The following is a 17361-nucleotide window of genomic DNA, read 5'->3' as shown; positions in this document are numbered from 1 at the left end:
ATGGAATTCGCTTTTTATATCTGTGGCCTTATCGCCATCCTGGCTACGCTGCGAGTGATTACGCACACCAATCCGGTGCATGCGCTGCTGTACTTAATTATCTCGCTGCTGGCTATTTCCGGGGTGTTCTTTGCGCTGGGCGCGCACTTTGCTGGTGCGCTGGAGATCATCGTCTACGCCGGGGCCATCATGGTGCTGTTCGTCTTCGTGGTGATGATGCTGAACCTGGGCGGCTCTGAAATTGAGCAGGAACGTCAGTGGTTAAAACCGCAGGTCTGGATTGGCCCGGCGATCCTGTCGGCCATCATGCTGGTGGTCATTGTTTACGCCATTCTGGGCGTGAATGATCAGGGCATCGACGGCACGCCAATCGGCGCTAAAGAGGTGGGTATTACACTGTTTGGCCCATACGTCCTGGCGGTTGAACTGGCCTCTATGCTGCTGCTGGCGGGCCTGGTTGTTGCCTTCCACGTTGGCCGCGAAGAGCGTGCTGGTGAGTTGCTGAGCAACCGCACTGACGACCGCGCGAAAAGAAAAACGGAGGAACGCGCATGATCCCCTTAACACATGGACTGATCCTCGCTGCGATTTTATTCGTTCTGGGCTTAACCGGTCTGGTTATCCGCCGCAATCTGCTGTTTATGCTGATCGGTCTGGAAATCATGATTAACGCCTCCGCGCTGGCCTTCGTGGTCGCCGGAAGCTACTGGGGCCAGACCGATGGTCAGGTGATGTACATTCTCGCCATCAGCCTCGCGGCTGCCGAAGCGAGTATTGGCCTGGCGCTGTTACTGCAGCTCCATCGTCGCCGCCAGAACCTGAACATCGATTCAGTAAGTGAGTTGCGTGGATGAACATGCTTGCCTTAACCATTATTTTTCCGCTGATTGGCTTCGTGCTGCTGGCGTTTTCTCGTGGCCGCTGGTCTGAGAATCTGTCCGCCACCGTCGGCATGGGCTCTGTGGGTCTGGCTGCGCTGGTGACAGCGTATGCGGGTATCGACTTCTTTAATAACGGGCGTCAGGCCTTCAGCGTACCGCTGTGGACCTGGATGTCGGTCGGTGATTTCAACATCGGTTTCAACCTGGTGCTGGATGGTCTCTCTCTGACCATGCTCTCCGTGGTGACCGGCGTGGGCTTCCTGATCCACATGTTTGCCTCCTGGTATATGCGCGGTGAAGAGGGTTACTCCCGCTTCTTCGCCTACACCAACCTGTTTATCGCGAGCATGGTTGTTCTGGTGCTGGCCGATAACCTGCTGTTGATGTATCTCGGCTGGGAAGGCGTGGGTCTCTGCTCTTATCTGCTGATCGGCTTCTACTATACCGATCCGAAGAATGGTGCAGCGGCCATGAAAGCGTTTGTCGTGACCCGTGTGGGTGACGTCTTCCTCGCCTTCGCGCTGTTCATTCTCTACAACGAACTGGGCACGCTGAATTTCCGCGAAATGGTGGAACTGGCGCCAGCGCACTTCGCTGCCGGCAATGACATGCTGTGGTGGGCAACGCTGATGCTGCTGGGTGGTGCCGTGGGTAAATCCGCGCAGCTGCCGTTGCAGACATGGCTGGCCGACGCGATGGCAGGTCCAACGCCTGTCTCCGCGCTGATCCACGCCGCAACCATGGTTACCGCTGGGGTCTACCTGATTGCGCGTACGCATGGTCTGTTCCTGATGACGCCGGAAATTCTGCATCTGGTGGGTATCGTTGGTGCGGTAACGCTGGTGCTGGCAGGCTTTGCCGCGCTGGTGCAAACCGACATCAAACGCGTTCTCGCGTACTCCACCATGAGCCAGATTGGTTATATGTTCCTGGCACTGGGTGTTCAGGCATGGGACGCAGCCATTTTCCACCTGATGACGCACGCGTTCTTTAAAGCGCTGCTGTTCCTCTCATCCGGTTCCGTGATTCTGGCCTGCCACCACGAGCAGAATATCTTCAAGATGGGCGGACTGCGTAAATCCATTCCGCTGGTTTATGTCTGCTTCCTGGTGGGCGGCGCGGCGCTGGCGGCACTGCCGCTGATTACCGCGGGCTTCTTCAGTAAGGACGAAATCCTTGCCGGTGCCATGGCGAATGGTCATATCAATCTGATGGTTGCGGGTCTGGTCGGTGCGTTCATGACCTCCCTGTATACCTTCCGTATGATTTTCATCGTATTCCACGGTAAAGAACAAATTCACGCTCACGCAGGGAAGGGGATTACTCATCACCTGCCGCTGATTGTGCTGCTGGTACTCTCCACCTTCGTTGGCGCACTGATTGTGCCACCGCTGCAGGGCGTACTGCCGGACACCACCGAGCTTGAGCACGGTCGCGTTCTGACGCTTGAAATCACCTCGGGTGTGGTCGCTATCGCGGGCATCCTGATCGCAGCATGGCTGTGGCTGGGCAAACGTACGCTGGTGACTGCCGTTGCCAACAGTGCGCCAGGCCGCCTGCTGGGGACCTGGTGGTACAACGCGTGGGGCTTCGACTGGCTGTACGACATGATCTTCGTCAAGCCGTTCCTGGGCATTGCGTGGCTGCTAAAACGCGATCCGCTGAACTCCCTGATGAATATCCCGGCGATCCTTTCCCGCTTTGCAGGTAAAGGCCTGCTGTTCAGCGAGAACGGTTACCTGCGCTGGTATGTGGCGTCCATGAGCATCGGTGCGGTTGTCGTGCTGGCGCTGCTGATGGTGTTGCGTTGATCGTTAAGTGAATTTTATTCGAATTCGTTGAAAATCAGGCCCCTGCTGGGGGCCTTAAAAAGGAATGTAAATCGCCATGTTACTACCCTGGCTAATATTAATTCCCTTCATCGGCGGCTTCCTGTGCTGGCAGACTGAACGCTTTGGCGTGAAGATGCCGCGCTGGATCGCGCTGATCACCATGGGATTGACGCTCGCGCTTGGTCTGCAACTGTGGTTGCAGGGTGGCTACTCTCTGACGCAGTCTGCGGGGATTCCGCAGTGGCAGTCTGAATTTATTCTGCCGTGGATCCCGCGTTTTGGGATAACCATTCACCTGGCTATCGACGGTCTGTCGCTGCTGATGGTGGTGCTGACGGGTCTGCTCGGCGTTCTGGCGGTACTGTGCTCCTGGCGAGAAATTGAAAAATACCAGGGCTTCTTCCACCTGAACCTGATGTGGATCCTGGGCGGCGTTATCGGCGTGTTCCTTGCCATCGACATGTTCCTGTTCTTCTTCTTCTGGGAGATGATGCTGGTGCCGATGTACTTCCTGATCGCGCTGTGGGGCCATAAGGCGTCCGACGGTAAAACGCGTATCACGGCGGCAACCAAGTTCTTCATCTATACCCAGGCGAGCGGTCTGGTAATGTTGATTGCGATTCTGGCGCTGGTGTTTGTTCACCACACGGCGACCGGTATCTGGACCTTCAACTATGAAGACCTGCTGAAGACCCCGATGTCTCACGGTGTGGAATACCTGCTGATGCTGGGCTTCTTCATTGCCTTCGCGGTGAAAATGCCGGTGGTTCCCCTGCACGGCTGGCTGCCAGACGCGCACTCACAGGCGCCAACGGCGGGTTCCGTTGACCTGGCGGGGATCTTGCTGAAAACCGCGGCCTACGGTCTGCTGCGTTTCGCTCTGCCGCTATTCCCGAATGCGTCTGCTGAGTTCGCGCCAATTGCGATGTGGCTTGGTGTGATCGGTATCTTCTACGGTGCCTGGATGGCCTTCACGCAGTACGACATTAAACGTCTGATTGCGTACACCTCCGTTTCCCACATGGGCTTTGTACTGATTGCCATCTACACCGGCAGCCAGCTGGCTTACCAGGGGGCGGTTATCCAGATGATTGCGCACGGTCTGTCCGCAGCCGGTCTCTTCATCCTGTGTGGTCAGCTGTACGAACGTCTTCACACCCGTGACATGCGTATGATGGGCGGTCTGTGGAGCAAAATTAAATGGCTGCCAGCGCTCTCTATGTTCTTCGCGGTGGCCACGCTGGGTATGCCAGGCACCGGTAACTTCGTCGGCGAATTTATGATTCTGTTCGGCAGCTTCAAAGTGGTGCCGGTCATTACCGTGATCTCCACCTTTGGTCTGGTGTTCGCTTCCGTTTACTCGCTGGCGATGCTGCACCGCGCTTACTTCGGTAAAGCGAAGAGCGAAATTGCTGCAAAAGAACTGCCGGGGATGTCGCTGCGTGAGCTGTTCATCATCCTGCTGCTGGTCGTACTGCTGGTGCTGTTGGGCTTCTTCCCGCAGCCAATTCTGGATACCTCGCACTCCGCGATGGGAAATATCCAGCAGTGGTTTGTTAATTCTGCTTCTACTACAAGGCCGTAATTCGCCATGACAATAACTCCACAACAACTGATCGCGCTGCTACCGCTGCTGATCGTCGGATTGACGGTGGTGGTTGTGATGCTCTCCATTGCGTGGCGACGCAATCACTTCCTGAATGCCACGCTGTCGGTCATCGGTCTGAACGCCGCATTAGTCTCTCTCTGGTTTGTTGGCCAGGGCGGGGCGATGGACGTCACTCCACTGATGCGCGTTGACGGCTATGCCATGCTGTACTCGGGTCTGGTTCTGCTGGCGAGCCTGGCAACCTGTACGTTTGCGTACCCATGGCTGGAAGGCTACAACGACAACAAAGAAGAGTTTTACCTGCTGGTACTGATTGCCGCGCTGGGCGGTATTCTGCTGGCGAATGCGAACCATCTGGCTGCGCTGTTCCTCGGTATTGAGCTTATCTCTCTGCCGCTGTTCGGTCTGATTGGTTACGCCTTCCGTCAGAAACGTTCTCTGGAAGCGAGCATCAAGTACACCATTCTGTCTGCTGCCGCGTCGTCTTTCCTGCTGTTTGGTATCGCGCTGCTGTACGCACAGTCCGGTAATCTCTCTTTCATGGCGCTCGGCAAGAGCCTCGGCGACGGTATGCTGCACGAACCGCTGCTGCTGGCGGGTCTGGGCATGATGATTGTTGGCCTTGGCTTTAAGCTCTCTCTGGTTCCGTTCCACCTGTGGACGCCAGACGTCTACCAGGGCGCGCCTGCTCCAGTCTCAACCTTCCTGGCGACGGCGAGCAAAATCGCTATCTTCGGGGTGGTGATGCGTCTGTTCCTGTACGCGCCGGTGGGTGACAGCGAAGCGGTTCGCGTGGTGCTGGGTATCATCGCGTTTGCTTCCATCATCTTCGGTAACCTGATGGCGCTGAGCCAGACCAACATTAAACGTCTGCTGGGCTACTCATCTATCTCCCACCTGGGCTACCTGATGGTGGCACTGATTGCGCTGCAGAGCGGTGAGATGTCGATGGAGACCGTCGGTGTTTACCTGGCCGGTTATCTGTTCAGCAGCCTCGGCGCGTTCGGCGTGGTGAGCCTGATGTCCAGCCCGTACCGTGGTCCGGATGCAGATTCCCTGTTCTCCTACCGTGGTCTGTTCTGGCACCGTCCGATTCTGTCCGCCGTTATGACCGTGATGATGCTCTCTCTGGCGGGTATTCCGATGACGCTGGGCTTTATCGGTAAGTTCTACGTGCTGGCAGTGGGTGTGCAGGCACACCTGTGGTGGCTGACGGCGGGCGTGGTGATCGGCTCTGCAATCGGTCTCTACTACTACCTGCGTGTGGCCGTGAGTCTGTATCTGAGTGCACCTCAGCAGCTGAACCGCGATGCGCCGCGTAACTGGCAGTACAGCGCCGGTGGTATCGTGGTACTGATCTCCGCGCTGCTGGTACTGATCTTCGGTATCTATCCACAGCCGCTGATCACCATCGTGCAGCACGCGATGCCGCTGATGTAATCACGTTACTGTTTGACCGCAGTGAATAAAAAAACCCGCCTCGGCGGGTTTTTTGTTGGCTTGCGCCCTTGCCCTGTCGGAAAAGCGTGAGCCTGCTGAAAGTTAAGCCAGCTGTTTACGGCTAATCAGCGGACCGTCAATCTTCTTCATTGACCGATCCAGAACTTCTTCAATGACTGACGACAGTTCATTGAGTTCAAACTTTGCCACGTAACCGTCGGCTTTCACCTTGCGAATATGATCTTCGTTAGCATTGCCGGAGAGGGAAGAGTGGATCACCACCGGAATATCTTTCAACAGCGGGTCGGTTTTGATTTTACGCGTCAGGGTAAAGCCGTCCATCTCCGGCATTTCCAGGTCGGTCAGCACCAGTGCAATCTTATCGGTAATCGGCACACCTTCAGCCTGAGCCTGTGCCGCCAGCACGCTAATTTTCTCCCACGCATCTTTGCCGGTGATATGCAGCTGCGCCGGGATCTCCATCGCCTGCAGACCTTTTTCCAGCATCGAGCGTGCCACTTTAGAGTCTTCGGCGACAATCGCGACGGCACCGGGCTTGATGTGGAATTTCGTGGTCTTCAGATCCGTGGCATGCAGGTCGTGGTTGGCCGGGGTGATGTCATACAGGATCTGCTCAACGTCGAGCACCATCGCCAGCTCATTGGTGTCGGTCTTCTCATCCAGACAGGCGATACTGGTGATATACCGCCCGCTGACGGCAGTTTCCGCCGCGTGCACCTGCTTCCAGTCAAGACGCATGATGTTCTCAACGGATTCCACCGCAAAAGCCTGCACGCTGCGGGCATATTCCGTGATCAGCAGGATGTTTAGCCCGGTGGTTGGCTTACAGCCCGCCACGGCAGCCAGGTCGATTACCGGGATAACCTGATCGCGAATATTCACCATGCCCATCAGCGGTGATTTCATCCCGGCGGGTTTCGTGAACTCTGGCATCGGCACAATTTCACGCAGCTTAAAGACGTTAATGCCAAACAGCTCGGATTTATTTGCGTTCAGAGAGGTGCCAAGACGGAACAGCAACAGTTCAAAACGGTTCGACAGGGTGAGATTCGCCCTGTCATCAATATCTTTCTGGAAATTATCCATTCTACCCTCGAGAGAAATGCTGACCTTTTAATCGTTATCGGCACTCTGAGAGAAAAATGAAGGACTAAACGCTGACCTTAGCGAAATCTTCGGCCAGCTCACATTCCTGGAAACGTTCACGGCACTCTGCCAGCAGGCGTTCACAGCCCCGGGCGTCGTAGCGCGAGCTGACATGGGTGACGATCAGTTTCCCGACGCCCGCGTCACGCGCAAGCTGCGCCGCCTGGTGCGTAGAGCTATGGCCCCGGCTGTTGGCTTTCTCTTCCATCGTAGCCTCGAGGGTGGCTTCATGCACCATGAGATCCACACCCTGCGCCAGCAGCAACGCCGCCGGGCACGGGGCCGTGTCGCCAAAAATCGCCAGTTTTTTCCCGGGCTGCGGGGCGGCGAGGTAATCCTGCCCGTTGATGACGCGCCCGTCTTCCAGCGTCACGGTTTCGCCCTGCTTCAGGCGCTGGAACAGCGGCCCGGGTTTAATCCCGTCGGCCAGTAACGCCGACGCATTGAGCGCGCCGGGTTTATCCTGCTCCTCAATGCGATAACCATAGCACTCCACCGGATGGCTCAGGGGTTGGGCTGTCACCCGATAAACCCCGTCATCCAGGACCAGACCGGCGGTTATCTCCACCACCTCCAGGGGATAATCTGTCCATGAGCCGCTCAGACGCAGCGTGGTGTCGACAAATTCCCGGATACCCGCAGGCCCGTAAATCGTCAGCGGGTTGGCATTGCCCGCCATTGAGCGGCTGCACAGCAGGCCAGGCAGGCCAAACAGATGGTCGCCATGCAGATGGGTAATGAAAATGTTATCCAGTTTGCCGGGATGATACGGGGTATGTAACAGCTGATGCTGCGTCCCTTCACCGCAGTCAAAAAGCCATAATCCACCCCGCGTCGGGTGCTGCAAATCCAGCAGAATCGCGGTCACATTTCGTGATCGGGTTGGCACTCCAGCGGACGTACCGAGAAAAATCAGTTCCATAACGTAATCAGCCCTTTGCCGAACGGGGAGGGGTTTAGTATAACGTGATGAACCCAGGAAGGAGACTGACATGATCCAGTGGCAAGATTTACACCATAGTGAGCTCACGGTAACGTCACTTTACGCGCTGCTCAAACTGCGCTGCGAAGTGTTTGTTGTTGAACAAACCTGCCCGTATCAGGATATCGATGGCGATGATCTTATTGGCGAGAATCGCCATATTCTTGGCTGGCGGGACAACGCGCTGGTGGCGTATGCGAGGATTCTGAAAAGCGAAGACGATTTTGAGCCTGTCGTGATTGGTCGCGTGATTATCAGCGGCAACGCGCGTGGTGAAAAACTGGGCTATCAGCTGATGGAAAAAACGCTGGAAGCGTGCCAAAAACAGTGGCCGGACAAGGCGTTATATCTGGGCGCGCAGGCGCACCTGCAACCGTTTTACGGGCATTTTGGGTTTACGCCCGTGACGGACGTGTACGATGAGGACGGTATTCCACACATCGGTATGGCGCGGGAAGCGAAACAGGCGTAATGGCGAGTCGTTGGCTATAGTTAGCGGACTGGTGTACTAACATGGAGAAAAATATGTCATTTCAATCCTGGGATACCCGTATCGATGACGACCTGGCCTTGCTGAGCGAAACGCTGGAAGAGGTGTTACGTTCGTCGGGCGACCCTGCCGATCAGAAATATATTGAGCTGAAAGCCCGTGCCGAAAAAGCGCTGGATGATGTTAAAAATCGCGTCAGCCATGCTTCGGACAATTACTACTACCGCGCGAAAAAGGCGGTATACCGTGCCGATGATTACGTCCATGAAAAACCATGGCAAGGCATCGGGGTAGGGGCAGCTGTCGGACTGGTGCTGGGGCTGCTTTTAGCCCGCCGTTAACGTTCCTTATACGGTTAACCACTCCCTATACGTGGGTACTGCTATTTATGGTCAGTACCCCGTATAATATGCGGTTTTAACAGGGAGAGGTTCGCGTGAATTCGATTTCTACCGCGCTGGAGCATCTGCGTAGCCAGCTTACGCAAGCGTTACCCACTGCACCCGGTTTACATCACTTCGACGTCTCTTTCCCGTTAAACGACGCCTTCGATCCCCTGGCCTGGCTGGGCGTTCAGCATTGCTATCCTCAGTTTTACTGGCAACAGCGTAACGGTGATGAAGAACTTGCTGCGCTTGGTGCCGTCGCGCATTTCTCCTCTCTGGCATGTGCCTCACAGTTTTTGCAGGCGCATGATGCGGCCCGCGACACGCGTATCTGCGGCCTGAATGCGTTTAATCCCGAGCAGGGCAGTCTGTTTTTACCGCGTCTGCTGTGGCGACGTACCGCCGGACAGGCCACATTACGCCTGCAGCTGTGGAGCGACAGTTCACTTCACGATGATGCCCGCGCCGCGCTGGATTTTCTCCAGCAGCTCGGTGAGGCGAGACCCATTCGTCCGCTGTCCGTTGAGGTTGTGCAGGAAAAGCATCATCCGGAACAACCCGAATGGCTGCGCCTTATCCGCAAGGCAACCCAGACCATCGTACGCGGTGATTTTGAAAAGGTGGTGCTCGCCCGGGCAACCGACCTGCAGTTTAAGCACTCTGTTAATCCTGTCGCACTGATGGCTGCCAGCCGCGCCCTGAACCTGAACTGCTACCATTTCTGCATGGTGTTCGATGCCAGCAACGCGTTTCTCGGCTCGACCCCCGAGCGCCTGTGGCGCAGACGCGGCAAGCTGCTGCGCACGGAAGCGCTGGCAGGCACCGTCGCCAGCCATACCGATGATAAACAGGCCGAACGGCTGGGCGACTGGCTGATGAACGACGACAAAAATCAGCGTGAAAATATGCTGGTGGTGGAAGATATTTGCCAGCGGCTCCAGCACCATACCCAGACGCTGGAGGTGCTGCCCGCCCAGGTTGTTCGGCTGCGTAAAGTACAGCATCTGCGTCGCTGTATCTGGACCGAGCTCAAACACGCTGACGATGCACAATGCCTGCATGTTCTGCAGCCCACGGCGGCCGTCGCCGGTCTGCCGCGTCAGGCGGCGCGCGACTTTATCCACCACAACGAGCCGTTCGACCGCGAGTGGTACGCCGGTTCTGCCGGGTATTTATCCCCTGAACAAAGCGAGTTCTGCGTGGCGTTGCGTTCTGCCCGTGTTTACGAAGACGCCCTGCGGCTGTACGCCGGGGCGGGAATTGTCAGCGGCTCTGACCCGGAGCAGGAGTGGCAGGAGATAGAAAACAAAGCGGCCGGACTGCGCTCTCTGCTCCTAAGGGATTAAGACTGATTCGCGCAATCCCGATTCATATCAAAATTCCAATTTTTTCTATTATTTATACTGTGTCGCATTCTTGATACCGGACAATCTCATGTCAGTAAGTTCTTTTAACCGACGCTGGGCGGCGGTGATCCTTGAAGCCCTGACTCGCCATGGCGTCAGGCACGTGTGTATTGCACCGGGTTCTCGTTCAACCCCGCTGACGCTGGCGGCCGCTGAAAACCGGGCATTTATTCACCACACTCATTTTGATGAACGCGGGCTTGGCCATCTGGCGCTGGGGCTGGCGAAAGTCAGCAACGAGCCTGTGGCGGTGATTGTGACCTCCGGTACCGCGGTGGCAAACCTCTATCCGGCGTTGATCGAAGCCGGATTAACCGGGGAGAAACTGATCCTGCTGACCGCGGATCGTCCCCCCGAGCTTATCGACTGTGGTGCCAACCAGGCCATTCGTCAGCCGGGCATCTTTGCCTCGCATCCTTCACAGGCAATCGCGTTACCGCGTCCTACTCAGGATATTCCGGCAAGCTGGCTGGTCTCGACAATCGATCATGCCATCGGGACACTGCGCAGCGGGGCGCTGCATATTAACTGTCCGTTTGCCGAACCGCTGTATGGCGAAATGGATGACACCGGTCTTGAATGGCAGCGCACCCTGGGTGAGTGGTGGCAAAGTGAAAAGCCGTGGCTGCGTGCACAACCGCATCCTGAAAGCGCCAGACAACGTGACTGGTTCTTCTGGCGGCAGAAGCGTGGCGTGGTGGTTGCCGGGCGCATGAGCGCCGCGCAAGGCAAGCTGGTTGCGGAATGGGCGCAAACCCTTGGCTGGCCGCTGATTGGCGACGTGCTTTCCCAGACCGGTCAGCCGCTGCCGTGTGCCGACCTCTGGCTGGGGAATGCGAAGGCGGTCACCGAGCTTTCGCAGGCGCAGATTATTGTCCAGCTCGGCTCAAGCCTGACCGGTAAACGGTTACTGCAGTGGCAGGCTACCTGTGATCCAGAAGAGTACTGGCTGGTGGACTCGCTGGAAGGGCGGCTCGACCCGGCACACCATCGTGGTCGTCGTCTGGTCAGTGAGATTGACGCCTGGCTTGCGCTCCATCCGGCTGAAAAACGCAAGCCCTGGGCCGTTGCGATCCCGGCGCTTTCGGAACAGGCCTGGGCGTTAACCCAGGCGAGCTGCGAAGCGTTCAGTGAGGCCGGGCTGGCACACCGTATTCGTCAGTATCTGCCCGAGCAGGGGCAGCTGTTTGTCGGCAACAGCCTGGTGGTTCGCCTGATAGATGCCTTTTCAAAGCTGCCAGCCGGTTACCCGGTCTACAGTAACCGGGGGGCCAGCGGCATTGACGGGTTGATCTCCACGGCGGCGGGCGTACAGCGTGCCAGCGCGAAGTCTACGCTGGCGATCGTCGGCGATCTCTCCGCACTGTACGACCTCAATGCCCTGGCGCTGCTGCGTCAGGTTTCGGCACCGTTTGTGCTGATTGTGGTTAACAACAACGGTGGACAGATTTTCTCCCTGCTGCCCACCCCGCAGAGCGAACGTGAGCGTTTCTATCTGATGCCCCAGAACGTGCAGTTTGAACACGCCGCGGCAATGTTCAGCCTGAAATACCATCGCCCGGAAAGCTGGGAGGCGCTTGATGCGGCCCTCAGCAGCGCCTGGCGACAGCCCGGTGCGACGCTGATCGAGCTGGTGGTGAACGATGCTGACGGCGCGCAGAAACTGCAAAGCCTGCTGGCCCAGGTAAGCCACCTGTGATCCTCGCGGGCGTGCAGCAGGCTGGAAAGCCAGGTTATCCCTGGCTGGTCTTTTTGCACGGTTTTTCCGGGGATTGCCGCGAGTGGCAGACGGTCGGGGCGGCGCTGAGCGATTACCCGCAGCTGTATCTCGACCTGCCGGGGCACGGTGATTCCGGCAATACTGGCGTGACCGGGTTCGAGGAGATGAGCGATTTGCTGACCCGAACCCTGCTTAGTTACAACATACTGAATTTCTGGCTGGTGGGGTACTCCCTCGGCGGCCGCATTGCGATGTTCCATGCCTGCCAGCAGCCAGAGGGGCTGAAGGGCATTATTGTGGAAGGCGGCCATCCCGGGCTACAGGACGCCGGTGAGCGGAGTGCGCGGCTGGCATCCGATCGCCGCTGGGCGCGGCGCTTTCGTACCGAGGCACTCGACGTGGTTTTCACTGACTGGTACCGACAACCCGTATTTGCTTCCCTGACGGACGTTCAGCGGCAGGCGCTTATTCGTCAGCGTAGCCAGAACAATGGCGCGACTCTGGCGATGATGCTCGAGGCCACCTCGCTGGCCGTGCAGCCTGATTTGCGTCCGGGACTGAGCGCCTGCAACGTCGCTTTTGATTATTTATATGGTGAACGTGATGAGAAGTTCAAAGCCCTTGCGGCTGAACTGCACGCCGTACGCCATGCGATCCCCCATGCCGGACACAACGCCCACCGGGAAAACCCCGCTGCGGTTGCTGCGAGTCTGGCTCAGATACTGCGTCTTCGAATAAAGGACTCTCTATGATCTATCCTGATGAACACATGCTCTATGCGCCGGTTGAATGGCAAGACTGCTCCGAAGGTTACTCCGACATTCGTTACCACAAATCCGCAGACGGCATTGCCAAAATCACCATCAACCGCCCGCAGGTGCGTAACGCGTTCCGTCCGCTGACCGTCAAAGAGATGATTCAGGCGCTGGCAGACGCGCGCTATGACGACAACATCGGTGTTATCGTCCTGACCGGCGAAGGTGAAAAAGCGTTCTGTGCCGGTGGCGATCAGAAAGTGCGCGGCGATTACGGCGGATACCAGGATGACTCTGGCGTTCACCACCTGAACGTGCTCGATTTCCAGCGCCAGATCCGCACCTGTCCAAAACCGGTGGTGGCGATGGTGGCAGGCTACTCCATCGGCGGCGGCCATGTGCTTCACATGATGTGTGACCTGACCATTGCCGCAGAGAACGCCATCTTTGGCCAGACGGGCCCGAAAGTGGGTTCGTTCGATGGTGGCTGGGGGGCTTCCTACATGGCTCGCATTGTCGGTCAGAAAAAAGCCCGCGAAATCTGGTTCCTGTGCCGTCAGTACACTGCTCAGGAAGCGCTGGATATGGGCCTGGTGAACACCGTGGTGCCAATTGCCGACCTCGAGAAAGAGACCGTGCGCTGGTGTCGTGAAATGCTGCAAAACAGCCCAATGGCGCTACGCTGCCTGAAAGCGGCCCTGAATGCCGACTGTGACGGTCAGGCAGGTCTGCAGGAGCTGGCAGGTAACGCCACCATGCTGTTCTACATGACCGAAGAAGGGCAGGAAGGTCGCAACGCCTTTAACGAAAAACGCCAGCCTGACTTCAGCAAATATAAACGGAATCCGTAATGCGTCGCGCGCAGGTTTACCGCTGGCAGATACCGATGGACGCGGGCGTGGTGCTGCGTGAACGGCGGTTAAAAACCCGTGATGGCATGCTGGTGCATCTGCAGCAGGGCGAGCAGGAAGGCTGGGGCGAGATTTCGCCGCTGCCGGGCTTTAGCCTTGAATCGCTGGATGACGCGCAGGCGGTATTGCTGGCGTGGGCCAGTGAGTGGCGTGAGGGCGCGAACCCGGCGTTGCCGGAGGTGCCTTCCGCGGCTTTTGGTATTAGCTGCGCGCTGGCGGAGCTGGACGGTAGCTTGCCTGCAGAGGCTAATTACCGCGCGGCACCGCTCTGTACGGGCGATCCGGATGAACTGTTTGCGCTGCTCGCCGCCATGCCGGGCGAGAAAGTGGCGAAAATCAAAGTCGGTCTCTATGAAGCGGTGCGCGATGGGATGGTCGCTAACCTCTTACTGGAAGCATTGCCCGACCTGCATCTGCGTCTGGATGCTAACCGCGCCTGGACGCCGCTGAAGGCGCAGCAGTTCGCGAAGTACGTAAACCCGGCGTACCGCAGTCGTATCGCGTTTCTGGAAGAGCCGTGTAAAACTCGCGACGATTCCCGGGCGTTTGCCCGTGAAACCGGCATTGCCATCGCGTGGGATGAAAGCCTGCGTGAAGACGGCTTTGCGTTTGTCGCCGAACCGGGTGTCCGCGCGGTGGTCATTAAACCGACCTTGACCGGCAGCCTTGCTAAGGTACGCGAGCAGGTCGCGGCGGCCCATGCCGCCGGGCTGACGGCGGTCATTAGCTCTTCGATTGAGTCCAGCCTGGGGCTGACCCAACTGGCGCGCATTGCCGCCTGGTTAACGCCAGACACTGTCCCCGGTCTCGATACGCTGAACCTGATGCAAAATCAGCTTATCCGTCCGTGGCCAGACAGCACGCTGCCGCTCCTTGACGTTGAGGGGCTGGAGCCGTTGCTATGAGTTTTACCGACTGGCCGTGGCGACACTGGTGCGCGCAGTATGCTGATAAACCGGCCCTGAGGCTGAACGATGAGACGCTCAGCTGGCAACAGCTGTGTGCGCGCATCGACAGACTGGCCGCAGGCTTTCAGCTGCAGGGTGTGCAGGAGGGCGACGGCGTACTGCTGCTGGCGCATAATCACCCGCAAACCCTGATGGCGTGGCTGGCATTGCTTCAGTGCGGGGCACGTATTCTTCCCGTTAACCCGCAGCTGCCGCACCCGCTGCTGGACGTGTTGCTCCCGCAGATGACGCTGCGCTTTGCCCTGGTGCTGGACGGCGTCTACGACGGGCTGGTCGCGCTCAGCATGCGCGAGGCGCCGGGCGGGTGTCGCGTGGCGTGGCAACCATCGCGGCTGGCTTCCATGACGCTGACATCCGGTTCAACCGGTTTACCCAAGGCGGCGGTACATACCTGTGCCGCCCATCTTGCCAGTGCGCGCGGCGTGCTTTCGCTGATGCCCTACGGCGATGAAGACGACTGGCTGCTCTCCCTGCCGCTGTTTCATGTCTCCGGGCAGGGGATTTTGTGGCGCTGGCTGCAGGCTGGCGCGCGCTTAACCGTCCGCGAGAAGCAGCCGCTGGCGCAGGCCCTGCAGGGCTGTACGCATGCCTCACTGGTACCGACGCAGCTCTGGCGTCTGCTTAATGCACACCAGCCTGTCGCGCTGAAAGCCGTACTGCTTGGCGGGGCCGCGATCCCCGTTGACCTGACTCAGCAGGCGGGCCAGCGGGGGATCCGCACTTTCTGTGGCTACGGTCTGACGGAGTTTGCCTCAACGGTTTGTGCCAAAGAGGCGGACGGTGAACCGGACGTCGGCGCGGCGTTGCCGGGCAGAGAGGTGCGGGTGGTTGACGGTGAAGTGTGGATCAAAGCGCAAAGTATGGCCGCAGGTTACTGGCGGGACGGTGCATTGATTCCGCTGACCAATGCACAGGGCTGGTTTGCCACCCGCGATCGCGGGGAATGGCATGACGGGCGCCTGACGATCCTTGGCCGAATGGACAACCTCTTTTTCAGCGGGGGTGAAGGGATCCAGCCGGAAAGCCTTGAGCGGGTTATTGCCCGCCATCCGCAGATAAACCAGGCGTTTATCGTCCCACTCGATGACGCCGAGTTCGGTCAGCGTCCGGTGGCGGTGGTGGAGTGTGAACCGGGAACCGATATCACCGGCTTCCCGGCATGGGTACAGGGTAAACTGGCGCGCTTTGAGCAGCCGGTGCACTGGCTGATGCTGCCGGCAGAGCTCAAAAATGGCGGGATTAAGATCTCCCGCCAGGCATTAAAACAGTGGGTCACCCGTCTGTTGAAAGGATAATCAACCGATTTCCGGTGCCGGTTTGCGCTGGCGGCGACGCAGCAGACGCAATACCGGCGGAACCACAATCACCAGAATGGCCATCGCTAACAGCACCTTCGTCACGCTGCTGTCCCACAGAATAGACATATTGCCGTTGCTGATGGACAAGGCGCGGCGCAGGTTCTGCTCCAGCATCTCTCCCAGCACAAAGCCTAAAATCAGCGGTGACATCGGGAAGTGCATCTTACGCAGGATGTAGCCCAGTACGCCAAGCAGTACCATCAGCACCAGATCGAAAGTGGTGCTGTGTACCGCATACACCCCCACCGCAGAGACGGCCGCGATAGCCGGCACCAGGAACCACAGGGGAATTGTCAGCATCCGGGTGAACAGACCAATCAGCGGAATGTTCATGACCAGCAGCATCACGTTGGCGATCAGCAGCGCTGCAATCAGCCCCCAGACAATATCCGGCTGCTCGGTAAACATGGCCGGTCCTGGCGTAATGTTATAGAGCGTCAGCGCGCCCATCATCACCGCCGTGGTGCCCGAGCCCGGCACGCCAAGGGTCAGCATCGGGATAAACGAACCGCAGGCCGAGGCGTTATTCGCAGCCTCTGGGGCCGCTACCCCGCGAATGTCCCCCTTGCCGAAGCTGTCACTGTTGCCGCTGAGCTTTTTCTCGGTCATGTAAGTGATGGCGCTGGCGATGGTGGCCCCGGCCCCCGGCAGAATGCCGACGAAGAAGCCAATCACCGACGAACGCAGCGTCGCGCCGATACACTGTGCGCCCTCTTTGGCACTGAAAAGCATGCGGCCCGTTTTACGCACCAGCGTCTGTCCGCTGCTGGTATGTTCCAGCATCAATAAAATTTCAGAGACCGAGAACAGGCCAATCACGACCACGATAAACTGCACGCCGTCGGAAAGGTGCACGCTGTCAAAGGTAAAGCGATAAACCCCGGTGTTGGCATCCACGCCGACGGTGGCTAACCCTAAGCCAATCAGCGCGGACAAAAACGATTTCAGCGGATTCTGCGCCATCATGCTGCCGAGACAGGCGATGGCAAAGACCATCAGCGCAAAATACTCTGCCGGACCAAACGCCAGCGACCACTGGGCCAGCGCTGGGGCAAACAGAATGATACCGCCGATGGCAATCAGCGAACCACAAAATGAACTGACCGCGGAGATGGACAGCGCCACGCCACCGCGACCCTGCCGTGCCATCGGGTAGCCATCCAGCGCGGTCATAATGGCCGCCGCATCGCCGGGCACGTTCAGCAGGATGGAGGAAATACGCCCGCCATATTCACAGCCGATATACACCGTCGCCAGCAGGATCAGCGCCGATTCCGCAGGCAGATGCAGGGCAAACGCCAGCGGGAGTAAAATGGCAACGCCGTTAATCGGCCCAAGGCCGGGCAGCAGACCCACAATGGTCCCGACAAAGCAGCCGATCAGGGCTATCACCAGGTTTTCCGGGGTCATCGCCACGGCGAACCCCTGCGAGAGATAAATCCAGGTATCCATAGCG

At 58.1% G+C, this 17361-nt stretch carries 16 protein-coding genes; 13 read left to right on the top strand and 3 right to left on the bottom strand.

Translation table 11 applies throughout. From position 1 onward, the window contains the following. The 5 genes from nuoJ (at position 1) to nuoN (ending at position 5762) form a co-directional block, all read left to right on the top strand. Positions 1-555, top strand: a complete 555-nt coding sequence (nuoJ, locus tag QMG44_RS11690; RefSeq protein ID WP_014170993.1) for an NADH-quinone oxidoreductase subunit J — start codon at positions 1-3, stop codon at positions 553-555. Beyond that, a complete protein-coding gene (nuoK, locus tag QMG44_RS11685; RefSeq protein ID WP_003861496.1) occupies positions 552-854 on the top strand; it encodes an NADH-quinone oxidoreductase subunit NuoK in 303 nt (100 codons plus the stop codon). Before nuoJ ends, nuoK begins: the two co-directional genes overlap by 4 nt. After that, positions 851-2692 (top strand): NADH-quinone oxidoreductase subunit L, encoded by a 1842-nt coding sequence (nuoL, locus tag QMG44_RS11680; protein WP_014170992.1) that lies wholly within the window; start codon positions 851-853, stop codon positions 2690-2692. Before nuoK ends, nuoL begins: the two co-directional genes overlap by 4 nt. A 76-nt stretch (positions 2693-2768) precedes the next feature. Beyond that, positions 2769-4298 (top strand): NADH-quinone oxidoreductase subunit M, encoded by a 1530-nt coding sequence (gene nuoM / locus QMG44_RS11675; RefSeq protein WP_014170991.1) that lies wholly within the window; start codon positions 2769-2771, stop codon positions 4296-4298. Positions 4299-4304: 6 nt separating this feature from the next. Beyond that, positions 4305-5762 carry an NADH-quinone oxidoreductase subunit NuoN gene (gene nuoN / locus QMG44_RS11670; protein WP_014170990.1) on the top strand — a complete coding sequence of 486 codons (1458 nt, stop codon included), beginning with the start codon at positions 4305-4307 and terminating at the stop codon, positions 5760-5762. Between the two features lie 102 nt (positions 5763-5864). Here the strand turns inward: nuoN and QMG44_RS11665 are convergent, their stop codons facing one another. Then, positions 5865-6869, bottom strand: a complete 1005-nt coding sequence (locus QMG44_RS11665; RefSeq protein WP_014170989.1) for a chemotaxis protein — start codon at positions 6867-6869, stop codon at positions 5865-5867. Positions 6870-6933: 64 nt separating this feature from the next. Then, positions 6934-7851 carry a ribonuclease BN gene (gene rbn / locus QMG44_RS11660; RefSeq protein ID WP_086532269.1) on the bottom strand — a complete coding sequence of 306 codons (918 nt, stop codon included), beginning with the start codon at positions 7849-7851 and terminating at the stop codon, positions 6934-6936. Positions 7852-7921: 70 nt separating this feature from the next. Between rbn and QMG44_RS11655 the strand changes: the two genes are divergently transcribed. The 8 genes from QMG44_RS11655 (at position 7922) to menE (ending at position 15842) form a co-directional block, all read left to right on the top strand. Further along, on the top strand, positions 7922-8383 hold the full coding sequence (locus tag QMG44_RS11655; RefSeq protein WP_014170987.1) for a GNAT family N-acetyltransferase: 462 nt from the start codon (positions 7922-7924) through the stop codon (positions 8381-8383). Positions 8384-8436: 53 nt separating this feature from the next. After that, complete coding sequence (gene elaB / locus QMG44_RS11650) at positions 8437-8742, top strand: stress response protein ElaB (protein ID WP_020883147.1); 306 nt, start codon at positions 8437-8439, stop codon at positions 8740-8742. Between the two features lie 95 nt (positions 8743-8837). Next, positions 8838-10133: an isochorismate synthase MenF gene (gene menF, locus QMG44_RS11645; RefSeq protein WP_086532270.1), complete on the top strand. Its 1296-nt coding sequence runs from the start codon at positions 8838-8840 to the stop codon at positions 10131-10133. An 88-nt stretch (positions 10134-10221) separates the two neighbouring features. Continuing rightward, positions 10222-11892: a 2-succinyl-5-enolpyruvyl-6-hydroxy-3-cyclohexene-1-carboxylic-acid synthase gene (gene menD, locus QMG44_RS11640; RefSeq protein WP_032678608.1), complete on the top strand. Its 1671-nt coding sequence runs from the start codon at positions 10222-10224 to the stop codon at positions 11890-11892. Further along, complete coding sequence (menH, locus tag QMG44_RS11635; protein WP_086532271.1) at positions 11889-12665, top strand: 2-succinyl-6-hydroxy-2,4-cyclohexadiene-1-carboxylate synthase; 777 nt, start codon at positions 11889-11891, stop codon at positions 12663-12665. The genes menD and menH overlap by 4 nt, the downstream gene beginning before the upstream one ends. Next, the gene (gene menB, locus QMG44_RS11630) at positions 12662-13519 is read left to right on the top strand and encodes a 1,4-dihydroxy-2-naphthoyl-CoA synthase (RefSeq protein ID WP_014170982.1); all 858 of its coding nucleotides are present in this window, start codon (positions 12662-12664) and stop codon (positions 13517-13519) included. The genes menH and menB overlap by 4 nt, the downstream gene beginning before the upstream one ends. Beyond that, the gene (menC, locus tag QMG44_RS11625; RefSeq protein ID WP_032678606.1) at positions 13519-14484 is read left to right on the top strand and encodes an o-succinylbenzoate synthase; all 966 of its coding nucleotides are present in this window, start codon (positions 13519-13521) and stop codon (positions 14482-14484) included. The genes menB and menC overlap by 1 nt, the downstream gene beginning before the upstream one ends. Continuing rightward, positions 14481-15842: an o-succinylbenzoate--CoA ligase gene (gene menE, locus QMG44_RS11620; protein ID WP_078774635.1), complete on the top strand. Its 1362-nt coding sequence runs from the start codon at positions 14481-14483 to the stop codon at positions 15840-15842. The genes menC and menE overlap by 4 nt, the downstream gene beginning before the upstream one ends. On the opposite strand, the gene QMG44_RS11615 is transcribed toward menE, so the two are convergent. After that, the gene (locus QMG44_RS11615; RefSeq protein WP_086532272.1) at positions 15843-17357 is read right to left on the bottom strand and encodes a tripartite tricarboxylate transporter permease; all 1515 of its coding nucleotides are present in this window, start codon (positions 17355-17357) and stop codon (positions 15843-15845) included. It abuts the gene before it with no gap. Positions 17358-17361: the final 4 nt, after the last annotated feature.

The organism is Enterobacter sp. 200527-13 (assembly GCF_027924865.1).
Classification (GTDB): Bacteria; Pseudomonadota; Gammaproteobacteria; order Enterobacterales; family Enterobacteriaceae; genus Enterobacter; species Enterobacter ludwigii.
The sequence above is the reverse complement of the archived record's forward strand: the minus strand, read 5'-3'. Positions and strand labels throughout refer to the sequence as shown.